Genomic DNA, 17298 nt, shown 5'->3' with positions numbered 1-17298 from the left:
AACGTGGCCGCCCCGCCGGCAAGCCTGCCGGGTTTTCCGTCAACGGCAGCCCGGGTCAGTTGGCAATGCCCTGTACTTTGAGGTACTCCCCTACTTTGTCTTCTTTCAGGGCCTTCTTGAGGGCGTCAATCGCGCCCTGGTCCGGCACCACGATCGACTGGCCATCTGCGGACCAACCGGTTCCACTGTTGGGGAGCGTGAAACTCTGCACGTCACCGGAGCGGACGCTACGCAGTTCGAGTGCGAGTTTGCCCACGGCCACGGCGTCCAGGCTCTGGTCAACCGACACATAAGGCGATACCTGGTCAACCACCGCACTGATCTTGGCAGGATCAGTCAGCGTCTCCGCGGTGAGGAACTTGCCCAGCAGTGCCTTCAGAAAGAGCTGCTGGTTCTTCACCCGCTGGTAGTCGCCGTCGGCAAAGGAATAGCGCTCCCGGACAAACACCAGGGCCTTGTCTCCGCTCAACACCTGCTTGCCCTTGGCGAAGTCGAAGTTCCTGGCGTTGAAGGCAATGGGAACATTGACTTCCACTCCCCCCAAGGCATCCGTCATGGACTTGAAGCCCTCGAAATCGATCACGGCAACATGGTCGATCCGGGCGCCAAGGATTCCCTCCACGGTCTGTACAACCAGGGGGACACCGCCAAAGGCCATCGCGGCGTTGATTTTGGCACTGCCGTGGCCGGGAATGTCCACCCAGGTATCGCGCATGATGGAGGTGATGTAGATGTTCTTGCGGTCCGCGGGAACGTGGAGCAGCATCATCGAGTCGGAACGCTGGTCAGAAGGAGCGCCTTTTTCAGCGGTGTCCACCGACGCTGAGCGGGAGTCGCTGCCCAGCACGAGGATGTTCATTGGATCTCCGCCGTTGGGCAGCACCGGCTTGGTGGGCCGGGTGGATTCCGCGGGAAAAGCGTGCTCGATCTTCTGCGTCTTGGTGTTGAAGCTGTTGGCCAGGTTATATACGTAGAAGCCACTGACCGTTCCGGCGACCAGGACGACCGCAAGAAGGCCCAACAGGATATTTCGTGCAGTATGCGACTTCTTCCGCGGCGTCGGCTCGTCCTGCGTGCTTTCGGGCAGCAATTCGTCGTTATGCATTTTCTTGTTCCTTCATCCCCAAGGCAAAACTGTTCACGCCATCATCCCATGCCCCGCATGGAGGCATTCCAGCGTCTTCCCAGGGTTAGTTGGCTGGGCCCCGGGACACGTAGGCTTGAAAGGTGAATTTTCCGTCCGCCTTCCGGTTCCCCACGAAGATCAAGGTGCCCGCCGCCGCAGCCGCGGCCGTGCTTGCCCTCGCAGCCTGCACGCCGGCCGTGGATGTCAAAGCCGCGACGGACGCAGCCAACCCCGCCTGCGCCCCGATGATGGTGGCCCTGCCGGATGCCGTCGGAGACGCCAAGCTGCGCAAGACGAACAGCCAGGCGACAGCGGCCTGGGGCGAGCCCTCGCAGTTGGTCCTGCGCTGCGGCGTCAACGTCCCCGGTCCCACTACGGACCGCTGCGTCACCGTCAACGGCATCGACTGGGTGATCAAAGAAGGCAATCCCGTGTGGACCCTGACCACCTACGGCCGGGAACCGGCCACGGAAATCCTCATGGACCCGAACGTGATCAGTTCCGCGACAGTCCTGGCGGACTTGGCCCAGGCAGCCGGCAAGATCAAGGCCGCGCGCCACTGCGTCGGCCAGGAGGACCTGCCGAACCTGCCCAAGAGCAAGTAAGGGAGCGCAAGTGAGAGGCTGCCGCCGTCGGGTATCCCGACGGCGGCAGACTCCGGTTCAGCGCAGCCCGGTCTTGCGGTTCAGCGCAGCCCGGTCTTGCGGTTCAGCGCGAGGTGGATCAGTTCGTCGATCAGTTCCGCATAGGGCAGGCCGGAAGCCGCCCACATCTGCGGGTACATGCTCTTCGGGGTGAACCCGGGCATGGTGTTGATTTCGTTGATGATGAGTTCGCCGTCCGGGGTGTAGAAGAAGTCCACCCGGCTCAGGCCTTCGGCGCCGACGGCGTCGAACGCCGCCGCGGCCAGCTCGCGGACGCGGGTAATCGCGTCCTCCGGCATGTCCGCCGGGCAGCTCAGGGCCGCGGCGCCGTCCTCGACGTACTTGGCGGCGAAATCGTAGAACTCGTGCCCGCCCGACGTCACGGCAATTTCGCCCGGCATGGACGTGCGCGGGGCGGAGCTGCCGCGTCCTTCGAGCACGGCGCATTCGATCTCGCGGCCGGTGATGCCGGCTTCGATCACCAGCTTGAGGTCGTGGCTGCGGGCCTCTTCGATCGCGGCGTCCAGGTCGTCGAGCGAATCCACCTTGGAGATCCCCATGGACGAGCCGGCACGTGCCGGCTTGACGAAGACCGGGAAGCCCAGGCGGTCCACCTTTTTGCGGACGGCCTCGGCGTCGTTGGTCCATTCGCGGTCCGTGACGGCCACGTAGGGTCCTACCTTCAGCCCGGCGGCTTCGAAGACCACCTTCATGAAGTGCTTGTCCATGCCGACGGCGGATGCCAGCACGCCGGCGCCCACGTAGCGGGTGTCCGAAAGTTCCAGCAGGCCCTGGATGGTGCCGTCCTCGCCCCACGGACCGTGCAGCAACGGGAAGACAACATCTACGGAACCGAGTTCCTGGGGGACGGCGTTGGGTTCGGTGACCACCAGCTGGTGGGTGCCGCCGACTTCGGCGAGGGTGACCGTCTTGCCCGAGGGGGCGACTTCCGGCAGTTCCTCGGAGCTCAGGGACCATTGGCTGAGATCGCCGGCGGGAATCACCCACTGGCCGGTCTTCGCGATCCCGATCGGGATGACGTCGTACTTGCTCTTGTCGATCGCCCCCATCACTCCGGCTGCCGTCACGCAGCTGACGGCGTGCTCGCTGGAGCGGCCGCCGAACAGCACGGCGACGCGCGGGCGCCGACCGCCGTCGGGAGTTCCGGGGGTCTGGATCTTTTCGGTCACAGTCAGTAATCGCCTTCGGACTTCAGGGAGCGGGCAAGGAGCCGGGGCCCGAGTTCATCAACGGAAAGTCTGCCTTCCAGCACGGCCACCACGGCCGCAGTGATCGGCATGTCGACGCCGAGGCTGACGGCCAGCTCGTTGACAGCGTACCCGGATTTGATGCCCTCCGCCGTTTGGGTCATCTTTGCCGTGACCTCGTCCAGGGTCAGTCCCTCGCCGAGCAGCCGGCCGGCCGTGTGGTTACGGGACAGCGGGGAGGAGCAGGTGGCCACGAGGTCGCCGAGCCCGGCGAGCCCGGCCATGGTGTGGGCGTCGCCGCCGAGTGCGAGGGCCAGCCGGGAAGTCTCCGCCAGGCCGCGGGTGATGACCGAGGCCTTCGTGTTGTCGCCCATCTGCCTGCCTTCGCAGATGCCGACGGCGAGGGCGATGACGTTCTTGACGATCCCGCCGATCTCCACGCCGACGACGTCGGTGCTGGTGTAGGGACGGAAATACGGGGCGGTGCAGCAGTGCGCGATCGCCGCGGCCGTGTCCTCGTCGCTGCACGCCACAACAGAGGCGGTCGGTTCCTGCCGGGCGATTTCCATCGCCAGGTTGGGGCCGGAAACCACGGCCACCCGGGATTCCGGGATATCCAGTTCCTCGGCGATCACCTGGCTCATGCGCGAATCCGTGCCGAGTTCCAGGCCTTTCATGAGCGAAACGACGACGGCGCCCGGCGCCACGAGTTCCTTCCACTCCTTGAGCTGGGGCCGCAGGGACTGCGCCGGAACGGCGAGGATCACCAGGTCCGCGCCGTCCAGGACCGCCTCGACGTCCGTCGATGCGGAGATCGACGCCGGCAGCGGAGTGTCCTTCAGGTACTGCTCGTTGAGGTGTTGATCGTTGATCTGGGCGACAACTTCGGCGCGGCGTCCCCAGATCCGGATGCGGCGTTCCTTCCCGGCGGCCGCGGCTGCGTCCGCGAGGACCTTCGCGAAGGTGGTTCCCCACGAGCCGGCCCCCAGGACGGCGACAATCTCCGGCTCCCAGTCGATGCCGGCGGCAGTCACTTCCGCTCCCCGGGCTTGGCCGCGCTTCCGGGCTTTTCACTGCCGCGGACCTGGAAACGGCCCTGTTTGGATTGGTTGTGCGCCGCGGGGTCCCAGCGTTCGGCCGGGGGTTCTTCGCCGCGGAGCTCGGCGAGGAGCCCCGTGATGGCATCCATGATGACCTCGGTGGCCTCATTCAGGGTGGTGCGGTCCAGGGGCCGGTCCGCGAAGGTGCTGAGGTCCACCGGGTCGCCGACCAGCACGCGGGACGTCTTCCGCGGGAAAATGTGGAATCGCTTGGCGTACCTCGGAAAGACTTCGTGGGCGCCCCAGTGTGCCATGGGAACCACCGGCGCGCCGGTCTGGATGGCCAGGCGGGCGGCGCCGGTATGGCCCTTCATGGGCCACAGGTCCGGGTCGCGGGTCAGGGTGCCTTCGGGATAAATGATGATGGCGCCACCGGCATCCACCACCTCCTGGGCCGCCTGCAGCGAACGGTTGGCTCCCGCCGTCGAACGTTCCACCGGGATCTGGCGCGTGGCACGCAGCAGTGAACCGATGACGGGGGCCTTGAACAGCCCCGCTTTGGCGAGGAAATGCGGCGGGCGCTTCTGGTTGTAGAGCATGTGCCCGATCACGATGGGGTCGATCTCGGTGCAATGGTTGGGAGCAGCGATGAATCCGCCCTTGGGAAGCTTCCCGGTGCCTTCCCATTTCTTGGCCATCAGGATGTTCATCAACGGACGTGCGATCCCCGCGAGGAGCACGAACGTGGCGCGGCTCTTGGCCGGTTCCTTCAAGGGGTCCCCCGCTTACTTGGATTCAGTGATGTCGAAATCTGCGCCGAGGCCCGCGAGCTTCTCGGTGAAGCGCTCGTAGCCGCGGTTGATGATGTCAATGCCGGTAACACGGGACGTGCCTGTGGCGGCGAGGGCGGCAATGAGGTGGCTGAAGCCGCCTCGGAGATCCGGGATGTCGATCTCGGTGCCCTTCAACGGCGTCGGCCCCGAGATTACGGCCGAGTGCAGGAAGTTCCGCTGTCCGAAGCGGCACGGGACGCTGCCGAGGCATTCGCGGTGCACCTGGATGGTCGCACCCATGCGGCTCAGCGCCTCGGTGAAGCCGAAGCGGTTCTCGTACACGGTTTCGTGGACGATCGACACGCCTTCAGCCTGGGTCAGCGCGACCACGAGCGGCTGCTGCCAGTCGGTCATGAAGCCCGGGTGCACGTCGGTTTCCAGGACCAGCGGGCTCAGCTTGCCGCCGGGATGGTAGAAGCGGATGCCGTCCTCGCGGATGTCCATGCCGCCGCCCACCTTGCGGTAGGTGTTCAGGAAGGTCATCATGTCGCGCTGGGAGGCGCCTTCGACGAAGATGTCGCCCCGGGTCACCAGCGCGGCCGACGCCCAGGACGCGGCTTCGTTGCGGTCTGCAAGGGCGCGGTGGTCGTAGCCGCCAAGGTCCTTGACACCTTCGATCCGGATGGTGCGGTCCGTCTGCACGCTGATGATGGCGCCCATTTTCTGGAGCACTGCGATAAGGTCGATGACCTCCGGCTCGGTAGCCGCACCGCTCAGTTCCGTGATGCCTTCCGCACGGGTGGCGCTCAGCAGCACCTGCTCGGTGGCACCAACGGATGGGTAAGGCAGGGAAATCTTGGCCCCGTGCAGGCCCTTGGGCGCGGAGATGTGGATGCCGCCGGGGCGCTTCTCCACGACGGCACCGAACTGGCGGAGAACATTCAGGTGGAAGTCGATGGGGCGGTCGCCGATCTTGCAGCCGCCCAGGTCCGGAATGAAAGCCTCACCGATCGCGTGGATCAGCGGGCCACAGAACAGGATCGGGATGCGGGAGTCGCCTGCGTGGGCATCGATCGCCGTGCTGGACGCGGTCTTGGCGTCCTTGGGGTCCAGGGTCAGGTCGCCGGTGACGGGATCCTTCTCCACGGTGACGCCATGCAGTTTCAGCAGGCTGGTGACAACCTCGACGTCCTTGATTTCCGGGACATTGCGGAGCACTGAAGGCTCATTTCCCAGCAAGGACGCGACCATGGCCTTGGGCACAAGGTTCTTCGCGCCACGGACGGTAACACGGCCGGCCAGCGGTACGCCACCGCGGATTGTCAGGACACTGCTCATCTATACCGTTTCCTCACGAGTTGATGCCCCCATACTGCCGAGGGCCCAAGCTAAGCATAGAAGCTGGCGTTAATGATCCGAAATGCGGCGGCCGGCGGTTTGTCTCCGCCATGCCGCCTGCACTGCCGGAAGAAGCGGGCCCGGAAAGCAGAAACGCACCGGCTGCGGACGGTCGCTCCAGGCGGGGCTGGAGGACAGTCCGCAGCGGTGCGGATCCGAAGTTAGGACCTCAGCTGCGGGCCGGCAGGGTCTTCGGCTTGAAGGACGGACGGGTGGCCTCGTAGGCGGTGATGTCCTCTTCGTGCTGCAGGGTCAGGCCGATGTCGTCCAGGCCTTCCAGCAGGCGCCAGCGGGTGTAGTCATCGATTTCGAACGGTGCCACGACATTGCCGCACTCGACCGTCTTCGAGACCAGGTCCACCTTGACTTCGGTGCCCGGGTTGTTTTCCAGCACCTTCCAGATGAGTTCGATGTCATCCTGCGCAAGCTGCGCGGCCAGAAGGCCTTGCTTGCCTGAGTTGCCGCGGAAGATGTCGGCGAAACGGGAGGAAAGCACGGCCTTGAAGCCGTAGTCCTTCAGCGCCCAGACTGCGTGCTCGCGGGAGGAACCGGTGCCGAAGTCCGGTCCGGCCACCAGCACGGAGCCGGCGCTGAACGGCTCCTGGTTCAGGATGAAGCTTTCGTCCTTGCGCCAGCCGGCGAAGAGCGCGTCCTCGAAGCCGGTGCGGGTGATGCGCTTCAGGTAGACGGCCGGGATGATCTGGTCCGTGTCCACGTTGCTCTGGCGCAGGGGGACACCGATGCCGGTGTGGGTGGTGAACTTTTCCAAGGGGTCCTCCTAGGCGGCGTCGCCGGCGGCGACGGAGACGGATTCGAGGTCCGAAGGCGAGCTGAGCGTGCCGCGGACTGCGGTTGCTGCGGCCACCACCGGCGAGACGAGGTGGGTGCGGCCGCCCTTGCCCTGGCGGCCTTCGAAGTTGCGGTTCGAGGTGGAAGCGCAGCGCTCCCCCGGGGCCAGCTGGTCCGGGTTCATGCCAAGGCACATGGAGCAGCCGGCGAAGCGCCATTCGGCTCCGAATTCCTTGAACACCTTGTCCAGGCCCTCGGCTTCGGCCTCGAGGCGGACGCGGGCGGAACCCGGAACCACCAGCATGCGGACGTTCGGGTCCTTGGCCCGGCCGCGGACCACGTCGGCCGCGGCGCGCAGGTCCTCGATGCGGGAGTTGGTGCAGGATCCCAGGAACACGGTGTCCACGCGGATGTCCTTCATGGGGGTTCCGGCTTCCAGGCCCATGTACTGCAGGGCGCGTTCGGCGGCCAGCTTGGCGTTCTCGTCGCCGAAATCGTCGGGCGAGGGCACGGCGTCATTGAGCGAAACGCCCTGGCCGGGGTTGGTCCCCCAGGTCACGAACGGCTCCAGCGTGTCGGCGTCGAGATCCACTTCCACGTCGAAGGTAGCGTCTGCGTCGGTGTGCAGCGTGTTCCAGTACTCGACGGCGGCATCCCAGTCGGCGCCTTCGGGAGCGTGCGGGCGGCCCAACATGTAACCGTAGGTGGTCTCGTCCGGAGCCACCATGCCGGCGCGGGCACCGGCTTCGATGGACATGTTGCAGATGGTCATGCGCGCTTCCATGGACAGGGCGCGGATGGCGGATCCGCGGTATTCCAGGACGTAGCCCTGGCCGCCGCCGGTGCCGATCTTCGCGATCACGGCCAGGATGATGTCCTTGGCGCTGACACCCGGGCGAAGGGTGCCCTCGACATTGATCGCCATGGTCTTGAACGGCTTTAGGGACAGCGTCTGGGTGGCCATGACGTGCTCCACCTCGGACGTGCCGATGCCCATGGCCAGCGCACCGAAGGCGCCGTGGGTGGAGGTGTGCGAGTCGCCGCAGACCACTGTCATGCCCGGCTGGGTCAGGCCCAGCTGCGGGCCGACGACGTGCACGATGCCCTGTTCCTTGTCGCCGAGCGAGTGCAGGCGGACGCCGAACTCTTTGCAGTTGGCGCGCAAGGTGTCGATCTGCGTGCGGCTCGTGAGGTCCGCGATCGGCTTATCGATTTCCAGGGTGGGCGTGTTGTGGTCCTCGGTGGCGATGGTGAGGTCCGGGCGGCGCAGCTGGCGGCCTGCCAGGCGCAGGCCCTCGAATGCCTGCGGGGACGTCACTTCGTGCACGAGGTGCAGATCGATGAACAGAAGGTCCGGCTGGGCGTTGGCTCCTTCGCCGCTACCCTTGCGCACCACGTGCGCATCCCAAACTTTCTCGGCCAGAGTTTTCCCCACGGCCCGCTCCCTTCACTGCGGTTGGATTGTCTACATCCAGAGAACATGAGCGCCGCCAAGTGCGCCAGCGAAACAACTTGCATCTCAGATATTGAGACGGCAATATCAATACATGGACAATTCTAGTGGAGTCGGTGTCATTGATAAAGCGGCCCAGGTGCTGGACGCACTTGAGGCCGGGCCCACAACCCTTGCGCAACTGGTGGCCGCCACGGGCCTCGCCCGCCCCACCGTGCACCGCCTCGCTTTGGCCCTTGTCCACCACCGCCTGGTGAGCCGCGACATCCAGGGCCGCTTCGTCCTGGGCAGCCGCCTGGTGGAACTCGCGTCGGCCGCAGGTGAGGACCGGCTGATCGCGTCCGCCGGCCCCGTGCTGATCCAGCTGCGCGACGCCACCGGCGAGAGCGCCCAGATCTTCCGCCGCCAGGGCGACTGGCGCGTCTGCGTCGCTTCCGCGGAACGTCCCATCGGCCTGCGCGACACCATCCCGGTGGGAACCCAGCTGTCCATGAAGGCCGGCTCCGCGGCGCAGGTGCTGCTCGCTTGGGAGGACCACGACCGCCTGCTGGACGGCCTGCAGAATGCCCGCTTCACGCCCACTGTACTGGCAGGCGTACGACGCCGGGGCTGGGCCCAAAGCCTCGGCGAACGGGAGCCGGGTGTCGCCTCCGTTTCCGCTCCCGTGCGCGGACCGTCCGGCCGCGTGATCGCGGCCGTCTCGATATCCGGGCCGATCGAACGCCTCACCCGCCAGCCAGGCCGCCTGCACGCCGAAGTGGTCTGCAACGCTGCGCGCGTTCTCACCGAAGCGCTTCGCAAAAGCAACGACTGAAAGGTTGTGCGTCATAGCCCCGCTGTAGGGTGGGCGCATGGACAGCTATGCGGTGTTCCTGCGTGGTATCAACGTGGGCGGGATCAACATCAAGATGGCCGAGCTCAAGGCCGCCCTCGGTGAACTCCCCTTCGAAGGCGTCAGGACCCTGCTGGCAAGCGGCAACGTGGTGCTCAAGAGTGATCTGAAAACGGCCGTGGTCAAGGAGCGCTTTGAGAAGTGCCTGCGCGATTCCTTCGGGTACGACGCGTGGGTGGTGGTCCTGAGCGGCGCCCGCGTGGCCGAATTGGTGGAGGCTTGCCCGTATCCCCCGGACGACAAGTCCACCCACAGCTACGTCACCCTCTCCTCGGACGCCGCGGTGCTTGACGAGCTTTTCGACGCCGGATCGGCCCTCGGCAGTGCAGCCGACGGCGGCGTCGACCTGGCGCGGCTCGGCCCCGAGGCGGTCGCCTGGCTCGCTCCCGCCGGCGGAACGATCGACAGCCCCTTCAGCAAGATCACCGCGAAGGCCCGGTACAAGGCGGCAACCACAACACGGAACCTGCGCACAATGATCAAGGTGCGGGACGCCGTCGCCGGCCTGTAGGAAATCCCCGATCCGCGGCGGGCATTTGCGGGGCCACCAAATGCTAATTCGACGTTAAACGAGGAAATCCCCCGGAATTTTACAATTCCGGGGGATTTCATTTTGTGACCCCAGCGGGATTCGAACCCGCGTTACCGCCGTGAGAGGGCGGCGTACTAGGCCGCTATACGATGGGGCCAAGCACTTTTCCGATTGCGATTTCCCGCAATCAAGCTGAATTATTATTTCATACATTCAGCTTCGTTCCAAATCGGCGAACCGCTTGAAACGTCCGGATTTGCCGCGTTTTACCTTGGCTCATCCAGAGCTGGGATACCAGGACTCGAACCTAGAATGACGGTACCAGAAACCGTAGTGTTGCCAATTACACCATATCCCATTGGCGCTTTCGGACCGGATCCGAAGGCTTCATCCTTCGCTCCGTGCCCCTCAGCACGAGTAATTACTTTACCCGAGAGTCCCGGCACGCACAAATCGGCGGGCGCGCAACGTTTCGCAGTGGCGGGGCGGGCAGTGGATGCCCCCGCGAAAACCCTTGATCCAACCCGAGCCTTAAGTTTACTCTCGGTAAGTTACCGACTGGTAACCGGCGGACCGGACCGCAATTCGGCCGGTTGCCGGCTGTACCACATGGGGGTCTTGCCTGCAGCGTCGCAGGCCGGGAGACCATCGAGAGGAAAGCCTTTGACTCGTTACCTCAGCCAGACCATGCCACGAAGGCGTGGCCAGAACATAGCCATCTGCATTCTTGCCCTGCTGCTCATTGCCCTCGCCGCGTTCTACGCGATGGTGACCGGTAAGATCACGGCGGGCGCCGAACGGCTCAGTGACGGCGCCGGCCAGGCATCGGCCGGCGCCGTCCAGCTCAGGGACGGAGCCTCAAAGCTCGCCCACGGCGCGGGTGAGGCCGAAGAGGGCGCCGGACGACTCGCGGCCGGCGCATCGAAAATCCAGTCCGGCGTCGAAGACAAGCTCGCACCCGGGGCCGCGAAACTGAATGAAGGCGCCGGGAAACTGGCACGCGGCGCCCTCAAGATCCAGAACGATGTCAGGGCCAAGCTGGCACCGGGCGTCTACAAAGTGGACGACGGCGCCCAACGCCTTGCCTCGGCCGCGCGCCAGCTCTCCGCCGCCCTCACTCCGAGCGGCACGGGAAACGCCCAAAACAACCTGGCCGACGGCGCCACACAGCTGAGCAACGGGGCTTCCAGGCTCGAGGACGGCGCAGCCCGTTTGGACGACGGCGCGCGGCAGCTGGATGACGGTGCGGCACGGCTCGCGGCCGGCACGGTCCAGCTCAAGGGATATCCGGGCGCCAACAACGACCCTGCCCAGGGCACTGGAACTGCTGCCCTGGCACAAGGTCTCCAGAAGCTCGCCGATGCCGCCAACGGCGTGCAGGGCATGGTGCCCCTTGGCTTGTTGAAGGATCAGATCAATGCCCTGAATGCGGGAGCCCAACGGCTGGACAGCGGTGCCGGCCAGCTGCAGGCCGGTGCCGCACGACTCGGATCAGGGGCCTCGCAGCTGCACGCCGGCGCGTCCCGGCTCGCCGACGGCAGCAATCAACTCGCTGCGGGCTCCCGGAAGCTGACGGCCGGTTTCGCCATGCTGGCGGCCAAGCTCAACAGTGAGGATCCCGCGGCCCCCGGGCTGGTCCTGGGAACACGGCAGCTGGCCGCGGGGACGGAGAAGATCAGGACCGGCATGGACGGGGTCCCCGGTGATCCTGAGCATCCCGGATTGCTGAAGGCCACGGCCGGCATGACCGAAGGAACCGCGCGCCTGGCGGACGGAAGCACATCGTTGCTCGCCGGCATCATGGGCACCCCTGAAGACCCGGCCAGCCCGGGGCTGCTGGTCGGTTCCAGTGCTTTGGCGGACGGTGCGGCCAGGCTCTCGGACGGCAGCACGCGGCTGGCCTCGGGATCCGAACAGCTCTCGGACGGTGCCGCCAAGCTCGCGGACGGCAACAGCAGGATCGCCGCGGGAACGGCCGAGCTGCATCGCGGCGCGGCGGCAGTGTCGCCGTCGGCCATGGCGGACGGATCACATACGGCCACGGCCCTCGGAGTTGTCGGCACCCTTGGTGCCGGTTCCGTCGGCGCCTTCGTGTTCCTGCGGAAGCGCCGGAACACCGTCTGAACGGCCCCGATACAGAAGAGGGCCGCCCTTGGAAGGGCGGCCCTCTTTCCGGTGCTAAGCCAACAGCCGCGCCAGCGAATCGATCTCCCTGCCGGCAAAGCCCTCAGCGGTTTCCCCGACCCGGTTCAGCCAGACCCCGCGCAGGCCGGCGGCGGTGGCGCCGTCGGCATCGAGCAGGCGGTTGTCGCCCACGTACAGGGTTTCTTCCGGCCGGGTGCCCAGCAGCCGGACTCCTTCAAGATAGATGGCGGGGTCCGGCTTCGGGACGCCGACCGAGTCGGTCCCCACCAGGACCGAGATCCGGGACAGGCCGGCGCTGTCCAGCTTCACCCGCTGGTAGTCGTGCACGTTGTTGCTCACGGCCCCGTAGGGAATGCCCGCGGCGTCGAGCGCGTCCAGGACCGGTGCGACGTCGTCGAAAGCGCGGACGTAACTCGGCTGCAGCCGGGCGTATTCGCTGAGCCAGGCATGCGTTTCCTCGCCTTCTGCGAGTTCGACGCCGAAGTGCCCCAGCGCCGCCCGTCCCCGGAGGAGGCGCTGCTCGTTGAAGGTGAGCTCGCCGGCGAGGTACCGGTCGTAGAAGTGCGTGGTCTCGTGGGTGAAGATCCGCCCGAACTTCTCCCACCCGGCGCTGTCCAGGCCGGGCAGGAGATGTTCGCTGACATCGCGCAGCGCGGTGGTCATGGCGTATTCGAGGTCCACCAGCGTGTCATCGATGTCGAAGAGGACGCCCCGCACTATGCCAAAGGAACCAGTGCCGAAGATCGCTGAATCGAAGACCCCGGTGGTGACTTGTGATTGTGCCGCTGCGCTGCCCATGCCGTTCCTAGCCGCGGAAGGCACGCAGGCGGGACAGGGAGGACTCCTTGCCGAGGATGACCATCGACTCGAACAGCGGCGGCGACACGCGGCGGCCGGAGATGCCGGTGCGCACCGGTCCGAAGGCCAGTCGCGGCTTGATGCCAAGGTCCTCGACCAAGGCCTGCTTCAGCGCGGTCTGGATGTTCTCCGCGCTCCAGTCCTCAATGGGTTCCAGCGCGGCCAGGGCGGCGTCAAGGACTTCGCCGAGGTTTTCCGGCAGCCCCTTGCGGGCGTCGTCCGCGATGTCGACGGCGTCGTCGGACTTGAACAGGAAGGCGAGCATTTCCGGGGCCTCGCCCAGCAGGGTGATGCGTTCCTGGACCAGTGGTGCGGCCTCGGTGAGGATCTCTTCCTGGCGGGCCGTGAGGATCTCCCCCACCAGTCCGGCCTCGCGCAGGTACGGCACCAGGCGATCACGGAAGTCTTCGGCGGAAAGCATGCGCACGTGGGTTCCGTTGATGGCTTCGGCCTTCTTCAGGTCGAAGCGGGCCGGGTTGCCCAGGACGTCGTGGATGTCGAAGTTCTCCACGAGCTGCTCCACGGTGAAGATGTCCTCGTCCGCGGAAAGCGACCAGCCCAGCAGGGACAGGTAGTTGAGCAGGCCCTCACGGATGAAGCCGCGTTCGCGGTGCAGGAAGAGGCTGGACTCGGGGTCGCGCTTGGAGAGCTTCTTGTTACCTTGGCCCATGACGTAGGGCAGGTGGCCGAACTCCGGCATGTACTCGGCGACGCCGATGGCGTAGAGGGCACGGTAGAGGGCGATCTGGCGCGGCGTGGAGCTCAGCAGGTCCTCGCCGCGGAGCACGTGGGTGATGCCCATGAGGGCGTCGTCCACCGGGTTGACCAGGGTGTACAGCGGCGCCCCGTTGGCACGGACGACGGCGAAGTCGGGCACGGATCCGGCCTTGAAGGTGATGTCGCCGCGCACGAGGTCGGTGAAGGTGAGGTCCTCGTCCGGCATGCGCAGGCGTAGCACGGCTTCGCGGCCTTCGGCCTTGTACTGCGCGAGCTGCTCCTCGGTGATGTGCCGGTCGAAACCGTCGTAGCCGAGCTTCGGATCGCGGCCGGCAGCACGGTGGCGGGCCTCGATTTCCTCGGGGGTGGAGTAGGACTCGTAGATGTGGCCGCCGGCCTTCAGCTTGGCGATGACGTCCTGGTAGATGCCGCTGCGCTGGGACTGCCGGTAAGGCTCGTGCGGGCCGCCGACCTCGACGCCTTCATCCCAGTTGATGCCGAGCCACTTCAGGGCGTCCAGCAGCTGGTGGTAGCTTTCCTCGCTGTCGCGGGCGGCGTCCGTGTCTTCGATGCGGAAGACCAGGGTGCCCTTGGTGTGCCGCGCATAGGCCCAGTTGAAGAGGGCGGTGCGGATCAGGCCGACGTGCGGGGTTCCGGTGGGCGACGGGCAGAAGCGTACGCGGACCGGGGTTTCGGCAGTGACGGCAGGAATGGCGGCAGGGTTCGACATCGGAGCAGTAGTCATAATGCTTCCAACTTTACCGCCTGCCCGCGCGACGCCCTGACGGAATCCGGGCGTCGCGCGCCTCACACTCAGCGGCGGACGACGGGGTTGGACAGGCGTCCGATGCCTTCGATTTCGATCTCGTAGCGGTCGCCTTCGCTGACCAGCCCGACGCCGGCCGGCGTGCCGGTCATGATGACGTCTCCGGGCAGCAGGGTGAAGGCCTGCGAAACAATCGAAACCAGCTCCCGCACGCTGCGGATCATGTCCTTGGTGTTGCCGTCCTGGCGGAGTTCGCCGTTGAGCCAGCCCTTGACGTCCAGGTCCTCGGGGTCCAGCTCGGTCTCGATCCAGGGTCCCAGCGGGGCGGAGGTGTCGAAGCCCTTGGCGCGGGCCCACTGCAGGTCGGTCTTCTGGACATCGCGGGCGGTGAGGTCGTTGCCGCAGGTGTAACCGAAGATCACGTCGTCCACGCGCTCTTCCGGCACGTCCTTGCAGATACGGCCGATCACCACGCAGAGCTCGGCCTCGAAGGAGACCTGCTCGGAGAATTCCGGCAGCACCACGGGATCGCCCGGGCCCACGACGGCGGTGTTCGGCTTGAGGAACAGCAGCGGCTGGGCGGGGACCTCGTTGCCGAGTTCGGCCGCGTGCTCAGCGTAGTTGCGGCCGACGCCGATCACCTTGCTGCGGGGAATGATGGGGGCAAGCAGCCGCACGTCCTCCAGCTTGTGCTTCACGGAGGTGCGTTCGACGCCGTTGAAGAAGGGGTCGCCGTGGATGACAGTGACGGTTTCACTGCCGGGCTCCCCCTCTACGACGCCGTACATGGGATCAGAATCAACAACAAACCGGGCGATACGCATGCCCCCAAGCCTACCGTCGCAGGTAATCCAGCTGCGCCGCCACCGAGTTCTCGGCCGCGCGCCGCACCGAGGGATCGACGTCGGGATACACGGCGTCGGTGACCGCCGTGACGCCGGCGTCCGCCCCGAGCTCCGCAAGGGCGGCGCGGATCTGCTCCAGGCGCATGAGCCGGTGGGCGCGGTATTCGCGGCAGATGGCGTCCGTGGCCGGCAGCACCGGTCCGTGGGCGGGCAGGAGCGTGGCCGGGCCCAGCGCTTCAAGGGTATCGAGGCTGCTGAGGTAGTCGCCCAGCCGGCCGTCCGGGTAGTCCAGCACGGTGGTTCCGCGGCCCAGGATGGTGTCCCCGCTCAGCACGGAGCCGGCCGGGCCGTCGTCGGGCAGGTGGAAGCACAGCGAATCGGAGGTGTGGCCGGGGGTGGCAAGAACCCGGATTTCAGTCCCTCCGCCTTGCAGCGTCTCGCCGCCGTTCAGGGGGTCACCGCCGTGGCAATGGCGCGGATCGGCCGCGCGGACGGGCGCACCGGTGAGTTCGTGGAATCGCGCCGCGGCCTCAGTGTGGTCCGGGTGCCGGTGCGTGATGAGGATCAGTTCCACCCTCCCGGCACCGGCCAGGGCCGCCAGGTGCTCCTCGTCCAGGGGGCCCGGGTCGACCACCACAGTGCCCTCCGCGCCGGGAGCCGAGATGACATAGGAATTGGTGCCCTCCAGGCTCATCGGCCCCGGATTGGGGGCCAGCCGGAACCGGGTCAGGCTGCTGCTCTGCGCGAACTGGGAGTCTTGGGCCGGGATCATGGTCCTATCTTGGCATCCCGGCAGCCGCCAAGCCGCTCAAAGCGCGACGGCGGCCTGCCCACCAAAGTGGACAGGCCGCCGTCGGGCGTCCGGAACAGGGAGCGGCGCTCAGGCGAGGCGGGTCAGCCAGCCGTGCTTGTCCTCGACGGTGCCGGTCTGGATGCCCAGGATCTGCTCGCGGATGGCCATGGTGACCTCGCCGGCCACAGCGTCCTCGGAGCCGATGAACTCGATCTCGTCCTTCAGCACGCCGATCGGGGTGATGACGGCGGCGGTGCCGCAGGCGAAGACCTCGGCGATGTCGCCGGAAGCCACGCCGTCGCGCCATTCGGCGAGGGTGATCTTGCGTTCGGCGACCTCGCGGCCCATGTCCTTGGCCACCTGGATGATCGAGGAGCGGGTGACGCCCTCAAGGATGGTGCCGGTCAGCGCCGGAGTGGCCAGGGAGCCGTCCTTCATGACAAAGAAGACGTTCATGCCGCCGAGTTCCTCGATGGCGTCGTCGTTGAAGTGGTCCAGGAAGAGCACCTGCTTGCAGCCGTGGGCTTCGGCTTCCTGCTGGGCAATCAGCGAGGCGGCGTAGTTGCCGCCGCACTTGGCCGCACCGGTTCCGCCGCGTCCGGCGCGGGCGTATTCGCGGGAGATCCAGATGGACACGGGCTTCAGTTCGCCGCCGAAGTAATTGCCGGCGGGCGAAGCGATCACGCGGAAGGAGACTTCCCGGGCCGCCCGGACGCCCAGGAAGGCCTCGGTGGCTATCATGAAGGGCCGCAGGTAGAGGGATTCTCCGTCACCGGAGGGGACCCAGTCCTTGTCCGCCTGCACGAGTTCCCGGATGGCGCCCAGGAAGTATTCCTCGGGCAGCTCCGGCAGGGCCAACCGGTGGGCGGACTGGTTCAGGCGGGCGGCGTTGCGTTCCGGCCGGAACGTCCAGACCGAGCCGTCCGCGTGGCGGTACGCCTTCAGGCCTTCGAAGATTTCCTGGCCGTAGTGCAGCACTGCTGCGGAGGGGTCCAGGGAGATGGGACCGTACGGTTCGAGCCGTGCGTTCTGCCAGCCGCCCCTGCCTTCGGCGTCCACTTTGTAGTCGACAACCGCGGTGTGGTCGGTGAAGTAATCGCCAAAGCCTGGGTTCGCCAGGATGGCCGCACGCTCTTCAGCAGATTTCGGGGTCGCCGAGAACTGCTGGCTGAATTCGACGCCATGGGCAGTCTGAGTCATGGTTCCTCCACTATCGGCTACCGGCCGACGCGAACCCAGCGTCCTCCGGTCGGAACGGGAAAACCGTCCCCGGAGAGCATGGTTCAACGGCGGACCACGGCAGCAAGTATGTAATTCAA

At 66.3% G+C, this 17298-nt stretch carries 16 protein-coding genes and 2 tRNA genes; 4 read left to right on the top strand and 14 right to left on the bottom strand.

Features of this window, described 5'->3' with window-relative positions; genetic code table 11:
- Nucleotides 1-55 precede the first annotated feature (55 nt).
- The gene (locus ACNQPB_RS11065; RefSeq protein WP_498751615.1) at nt 56-1105 is read right to left on the bottom strand and encodes an LCP family protein; all 1050 of its coding nucleotides are present in this window, start codon (nt 1103-1105) and stop codon (nt 56-58) included.
- A gap of 158 nt (nt 1106-1263) precedes the next feature.
- Here ACNQPB_RS11065 and ACNQPB_RS11060 point away from each other — a divergent pair, with 158 nt between their 5' ends.
- Complete coding sequence (locus ACNQPB_RS11060) at nt 1264-1731, top strand: DUF3515 domain-containing protein (RefSeq protein WP_498751796.1); 468 nt, start codon at nt 1264-1266, stop codon at nt 1729-1731.
- An 80-nt stretch (nt 1732-1811) separates the two neighbouring features.
- Here ACNQPB_RS11060 and ACNQPB_RS11055 read toward each other — a convergent pair whose 3' ends face one another.
- From ACNQPB_RS11055 to leuC, 6 genes are all read right to left on the bottom strand, one after another.
- Entirely contained in the window at nt 1812-2960 is a 1149-nt protein-coding gene (locus ACNQPB_RS11055) for a D-alanine--D-alanine ligase family protein (RefSeq protein WP_498751613.1), read from the bottom strand.
- A gap of 2 nt (nt 2961-2962) precedes the next feature.
- Entirely contained in the window at nt 2963-4012 is a 1050-nt protein-coding gene (locus tag ACNQPB_RS11050) for an NAD(P)H-dependent glycerol-3-phosphate dehydrogenase (protein WP_498751611.1), read from the bottom strand.
- Nucleotides 4009-4791 (bottom strand): lysophospholipid acyltransferase family protein, encoded by a 783-nt coding sequence (locus tag ACNQPB_RS11045; RefSeq protein WP_498751609.1) that lies wholly within the window; start codon nt 4789-4791, stop codon nt 4009-4011. Before ACNQPB_RS11045 ends, ACNQPB_RS11050 begins: the two co-directional genes overlap by 4 nt.
- A 12-nt stretch (nt 4792-4803) precedes the next feature.
- The gene (gene murA / locus ACNQPB_RS11040) at nt 4804-6129 is read right to left on the bottom strand and encodes a UDP-N-acetylglucosamine 1-carboxyvinyltransferase (protein ID WP_498751608.1); all 1326 of its coding nucleotides are present in this window, start codon (nt 6127-6129) and stop codon (nt 4804-4806) included.
- 229 nt (nt 6130-6358) lie between these two features.
- Nucleotides 6359-6958, bottom strand: a complete 600-nt coding sequence (gene leuD, locus ACNQPB_RS11035; protein ID WP_498751606.1) for a 3-isopropylmalate dehydratase small subunit — start codon at nt 6956-6958, stop codon at nt 6359-6361.
- 9 nt (nt 6959-6967) lie between these two features.
- Nucleotides 6968-8413: a 3-isopropylmalate dehydratase large subunit gene (gene leuC, locus ACNQPB_RS11030; protein WP_498751605.1), complete on the bottom strand. Its 1446-nt coding sequence runs from the start codon at nt 8411-8413 to the stop codon at nt 6968-6970.
- 112 nt (nt 8414-8525) lie between these two features.
- Here leuC and ACNQPB_RS11025 point away from each other — a divergent pair, with 112 nt between their 5' ends.
- Nucleotides 8526-9245 (top strand): IclR family transcriptional regulator, encoded by a 720-nt coding sequence (locus ACNQPB_RS11025; protein WP_498751603.1) that lies wholly within the window; start codon nt 8526-8528, stop codon nt 9243-9245.
- A gap of 37 nt (nt 9246-9282) precedes the next feature.
- The gene (locus tag ACNQPB_RS11020; protein ID WP_498751601.1) at nt 9283-9834 is read left to right on the top strand and encodes a DUF1697 domain-containing protein; all 552 of its coding nucleotides are present in this window, start codon (nt 9283-9285) and stop codon (nt 9832-9834) included.
- 105 nt (nt 9835-9939) lie between these two features.
- Here ACNQPB_RS11020 and ACNQPB_RS11015 read toward each other — a convergent pair.
- Together ACNQPB_RS11015 and ACNQPB_RS11010 are read right to left on the bottom strand one after the other, a co-directional pair.
- Nucleotides 9940-10012: transfer RNA gene (locus ACNQPB_RS11015), tRNA-Glu, on the bottom strand.
- Nucleotides 10013-10141: 129 nt separating this feature from the next.
- A tRNA-Gln gene (locus ACNQPB_RS11010) sits at nt 10142-10213 on the bottom strand.
- 305 nt (nt 10214-10518) lie between these two features.
- Between ACNQPB_RS11010 and ACNQPB_RS11005 the strand changes: the two genes are divergently transcribed.
- Nucleotides 10519-11979: a hypothetical protein gene (locus ACNQPB_RS11005; protein WP_498751599.1), complete on the top strand. Its 1461-nt coding sequence runs from the start codon at nt 10519-10521 to the stop codon at nt 11977-11979.
- Between the two features lie 54 nt (nt 11980-12033).
- Here the strand turns inward: ACNQPB_RS11005 and ACNQPB_RS11000 are convergent, their stop codons facing one another.
- From ACNQPB_RS11000 to ACNQPB_RS10980, 5 genes are all read right to left on the bottom strand, one after another.
- Nucleotides 12034-12798 (bottom strand): HAD family hydrolase, encoded by a 765-nt coding sequence (locus ACNQPB_RS11000; RefSeq protein ID WP_498751597.1) that lies wholly within the window; start codon nt 12796-12798, stop codon nt 12034-12036.
- Between the two features lie 7 nt (nt 12799-12805).
- The gene (gene gltX / locus ACNQPB_RS10995; RefSeq protein ID WP_498751596.1) at nt 12806-14320 is read right to left on the bottom strand and encodes a glutamate--tRNA ligase; all 1515 of its coding nucleotides are present in this window, start codon (nt 14318-14320) and stop codon (nt 12806-12808) included.
- Between the two features lie 68 nt (nt 14321-14388).
- Nucleotides 14389-15165 carry a fumarylacetoacetate hydrolase family protein gene (locus tag ACNQPB_RS10990; protein WP_498751594.1) on the bottom strand — a complete coding sequence of 259 codons (777 nt, stop codon included), beginning with the start codon at nt 15163-15165 and terminating at the stop codon, nt 14389-14391.
- Nucleotides 15166-15175: 10 nt separating this feature from the next.
- On the bottom strand, nt 15176-15958 hold the full coding sequence (locus ACNQPB_RS10985) for an MBL fold metallo-hydrolase (protein ID WP_498751592.1): 783 nt from the start codon (nt 15956-15958) through the stop codon (nt 15176-15178).
- Between the two features lie 108 nt (nt 15959-16066).
- Nucleotides 16067-17179 carry a branched-chain amino acid aminotransferase gene (locus ACNQPB_RS10980; RefSeq protein ID WP_498751591.1) on the bottom strand — a complete coding sequence of 371 codons (1113 nt, stop codon included), beginning with the start codon at nt 17177-17179 and terminating at the stop codon, nt 16067-16069.
- Nucleotides 17180-17298 lie beyond the last annotated feature (119 nt).

Source organism: Curtobacterium sp. LFS079 (genome assembly GCF_047977865.1).
Taxonomy (GTDB): Bacteria; Actinomycetota; Actinomycetes; order Actinomycetales; family Micrococcaceae; genus Arthrobacter.
The sequence above is the reverse complement of the archived record's forward strand: the minus strand, read 5'-3'. Positions and strand labels throughout refer to the sequence as shown.